Origin of the sequence: Protofrankia sp. Cr1 (assembly GCF_963555865.1) — a bacterium.
GTDB lineage: Bacteria > Actinomycetota > Actinomycetes > Frankiales > Frankiaceae > Protofrankia.
On sequence record NZ_CAUVXO010000313.1, the window covers coordinates 1 to 3,851 of the forward strand.

Sequence of the window (3,851 nt, forward strand, 5' to 3'; positions counted from 1 at the left end):
GGCGGACGGCCAGGCCGCGATGATCCGGGCGGTGAGCTGCGGGTCGGCATGGATGACGTTCGCGGACAGGCTCGCCACCGACCCGAGGATCAGCAGGGTGTAGGCCAGCCATGGGGGCTTCCGCCGGGCACGACTGGCACTGAGCATGCTCATGGACGCGGCCACGATCAAACCGTCGACGGAGACCGGGATGATCGTGGAATTCAGCGGATCCTCACCGTACTGGAGCGCAACAGCCCGCATGTGCCGGTAACTGACAACGGCCGCGATCCCGGCGACGGCGACCACGGCTGCGGTCGTCGCCCAGCGGATCTGGCGCTCACCCCGGTCGGGCAGCAGCGGATCGGCTACGACGACGGCGGTGGCTGGGACCCGGACGGCACATGATCAACATATAGGTCGGTCACCACCGCGAGCACCCCGCCGCCCCGGCGGACGCCACCTGAACGACCCGTCCTGCGACAACACTAATCGATCAAGAGACCTGACCAGTTACCCATGGCCTTCACCAGTTGCTGGTACTGGGTGCGGCGACCACCATCTCGATGCAGTCGATGCCGCCGGAGTTCAGGCTCGCCGCCTGCGTGGTGACGTCGGAGGCGGTCGGCGGGATCGGCACCGTCTTCTCGATGCTGAGGTTGTAGGGCTTGAGGCCCGCCGCGAATAGGCCCGCGGAGTTGCGGCCGGCGGCGATGTCGACGACGGCGACGGCCGGCTTCTTCTTGTCGAGCTTGCCGCAGATGGTGCCTCCGCCCGCGATTTGGATCACGCCGGTGGCGAAGGGGAACGAGTCAGGGCTTTTCAGTTCGCTCGCGCTGCTCGGCACCTCGCCGATGACCGGGATCTTGCCCTTCTCCAAGATCGGCATGTACCGGTCACCGACGGCGGAATCCGCGGTGACGAACAAGTACTTCCCGGACACCGCCTGTTGTGCGCACGCGGCGCCCTTGTTCGGGTCGAACTGGTCGTCGCAGGAGGTCTGCGCACGTAGTGCTACCTCCCGTGAAGGTGGCCGGTCCCAACCACCTCGCTCCCGCCGCGACTGGCCATCCCGGTCGCGGTCGCCCGGCTCTACGCGGTCTCCGCCCGAGCCGTCGTACGTCCTTGCAACTGTTCTAACCGGACAATGATTTAGGACGCGGAGATCGTCCTCGCCCAGAACTCTTCGCATTTCTTATCAACCAGGTCCACACCCTTTGTGATCATTCCGTCCTCCACTCGGTAGAGCACTACACAGTCGTAAGACGCAACTTCCCCGGTGACCGTGGCCCGTCGACGAAGCCTGATGTGCGTCACGACCATCTCCTCGCCCGCCGGCCAGCACCCGACGAGCTCGTCGTCGGACGCCCCTTCGTCCATGTAGCGGCGGCAGATCCGGTTCACATTGTCATGGGACTCCTTGCCTATCATGATCTCAATCTCACCCCGGGGCCCGTGGCCATAATATTCGATATCCGGGTGGATGGCACTGTTATAGCTACCTTCGAGGTAGCCCGAATAGTTCGTGGTGCTGTCACTGATACCAGAAAACATCGCCCTGACCACGGCAAGATTCTCCTCGGCTTTTGTCAATTTCGCATTGTCGGTAGTCATGTCTGCGCACACCCAATCTCGGAGAATCTACTTCGATTCGAACAAGCTTCGTCAGTCTGTGCCCCACCGACCGACCGCGGCATCGGAGTCCTACCTGAGGAGCAGGCTCCCTATGAGTGTGACGGTTGGATGCTCGCTCATCAGCGGCCGTTCTCCGTCGTTTACTGGAACGTGAAGATGTCGACGCCGCGTCGCGGTCCGCAGGCTGGATCTGCAGAGCGACGGGATCCGGTCGGCGGAATTCTGGCCGTCCCGCGCACCTGCGCGACCGCGCGGCAGGCGCACCGACGCACCCGGGCCCGGTGTCACCGATCACGAGGTCTCGGTGGAGGCGCTACCTCGTCCGCTGTTGTCCTCATGCGGCCAGGTTAGGAACGGAAGCACGCCTTGACACTGGTGTGGGCCACAGAGTTCGCTGTTGGCCCCGACACCCATGGGGGCACTTTTGGGTGGCGGGACGGGCTAACTTGATCAGGTATCGGCAGCTTCTCATGACGAATGACGATCTTCGCTGTCCGCTTCGACCCACTACGGTAGGTGTTCGCATGTCGCGGCCTGAGCCTGCATCGTCCCTGCCCTTCCTTGGCGCCGGGCCGTTGGTCCTCGCCGAGGTGCTGGACAGGTGTGCCCACGAGGTGGCGATCCGGTCGTCTGACCTGATCTTGAGCGAGCTGCCCGTCTACGTGCGCGGCGGCGACGCCCTCCGGCTCGAGACGCAGACCCGCACGGAACTCCGGCTGCACTGGCTGTTCGGGTCTGTCCGCGAGGGCCGGTTCCCGACGACTCCACACAACCGGGTCCGAGAGGGGGCCATGCGGCGGTTGCAACAAGGGATTCCCCTGGACGTCGTCCTGCGCGCTTACCGCCTCGTGTCGCGCCTGCTGTGGGAGGTGATGCTCCGGGAGGCGGCCCGGCTTCCCGAGGGCAACGAGTCACTCGCCGCCCTGATGTCCGTTGTCATGGGGTACGTCGACGCTGAGGGCGATGAACTCGCCACGGTCTACATCCGCGAGCAGCAGGAACTGACGGCCGACGACGACCGCACGCGCCGCGATGTGCTCGAACGCCTCCTCGCTGGCGAAGCCCCCCCTTCACACTTCATGGCAAGGGTGTGGTCGGTCGAGACCGACGCCTGTTGTCTGGTGATGATTGCGACGCTGCTGGGGCAGGCGCTCGACGGTCAGATCGCGCTGCATCGCCTGGCCCGGAGCATCGCCCTGGATCCGGAGTGGACCGCCGCTCCCCGACCGCTCATCGTCGCCCGCCAGCAGGAGATCGTTGGGTTCTTTCCGCTGGGTCGGCTGGACGATCGTGAGCTGTGCCGCCGCATCGTGTCCGTCATGCGGCGGCTGGCCGGGCAGCACAGGCTCCCGCTCGGGATCGGCGTCAGCCTGACCTGCGACGGCCTCGACCGCCTACCTCAGGGCTACGACCAGGCTGTGGACGCGGCGCGCCGCACCACGCCCGACAGTCCGGTCCTCGCCCTTCCGCAACTGCCGTTATGGGAGTACCTGGCGCTGCGCGCCGACCCGGCCGCGTGCCCGCGCAATCGCCTCCGATCGCTCATCGAGGGCGACGATCCCGCCCACCGATCCCTCCTCGAGACCGTGGTCACCTATGCACACACCAACCGCAACGTCAACGCCGCCGGCACGCAGCTCCTGGTGCACCCCAACACCGTGCTCCACCGGCTGCGCAGAGTCGAAGACCTGACCGGCCTCGACCCCCGCCGCGCCATGGACCTCATAGAGCTGATGACGGCAATTGCCGTGCTCAACCGCTCCGCCCTTCACCCCGACCCGATCAAAGGCGGCGTCCACGCGGTCCCGCCGATGAGAGGCTCTGGATGAAGGCTGTCAGAATCGCACGGTCTTCGACCCCGCCCAGAGCCGGCACAGGCGAAGCCCTCTCGGCGCGCTCCGATCCGGACTCCTACGGGCAGATCGTGCAGTGTCAGCGCGAGTTGTACTGGACCGCCCCGCCCGACTGCTCCGATCCGAAAATCGTCCGGAAGGTGGGCGGACAGGCCCCCGCCCCCCATACCGCCGTGGGCTGGTTGGTGACGGTGGGTGGGGGTGCTCACCGACCCAGATCGACTCGATGCCCCGTTCCTCGGCTTGCTGCGCGAAGGTCACCTACTCCGCGGCCCACTCCCACGGCGTCGCCATCAGCCCGATCTTCACCGCTGCCACCACCTTCCTGTCCCACGTCGGCCCGATCCCAGGTCGGCGTTGAGCCGGAGTATGTTCTCTCGACTA

General features: G+C 65.9%; 4 protein-coding genes. 1 reads left to right on the forward strand and 3 read right to left on the reverse strand.

Annotated features, from left to right (window positions below; translation table 11 throughout):
• The 3 genes from U9980_RS20010 to U9980_RS20020 form a co-directional block, all read right to left on the reverse strand.
• Nucleotides 1–339, reverse strand: a 339-nt coding sequence (locus tag U9980_RS20010; protein WP_322769321.1) for a DUF2637 domain-containing protein, incomplete at its 3' end; no start/stop codon positions are given.
• A gap of 166 nt (nucleotides 340–505) precedes the next feature.
• Entirely contained in the window at nucleotides 506–1,171 is a 666-nt protein-coding gene (locus U9980_RS20015) for an ABC transporter substrate-binding protein (protein WP_322769317.1), read from the reverse strand.
• Nucleotides 1,132–1,593 (reverse strand): nuclear transport factor 2 family protein, encoded by a 462-nt coding sequence (locus U9980_RS20020; protein WP_322750311.1) that lies wholly within the window; start codon nucleotides 1,591–1,593, stop codon nucleotides 1,132–1,134. The genes U9980_RS20015 and U9980_RS20020 overlap by 40 nt, the downstream gene beginning before the upstream one ends.
• 545 nt (nucleotides 1,594–2,138) lie before the next feature.
• Here U9980_RS20020 and U9980_RS20025 point away from each other — a divergent pair.
• Nucleotides 2,139–3,443, forward strand: coding sequence for a PucR family transcriptional regulator (locus U9980_RS20025; RefSeq protein ID WP_322769318.1), 1,305 nt, complete (start codon nucleotides 2,139–2,141; stop codon nucleotides 3,441–3,443).
• Nucleotides 3,444–3,851: the final 408 nt, after the last annotated feature.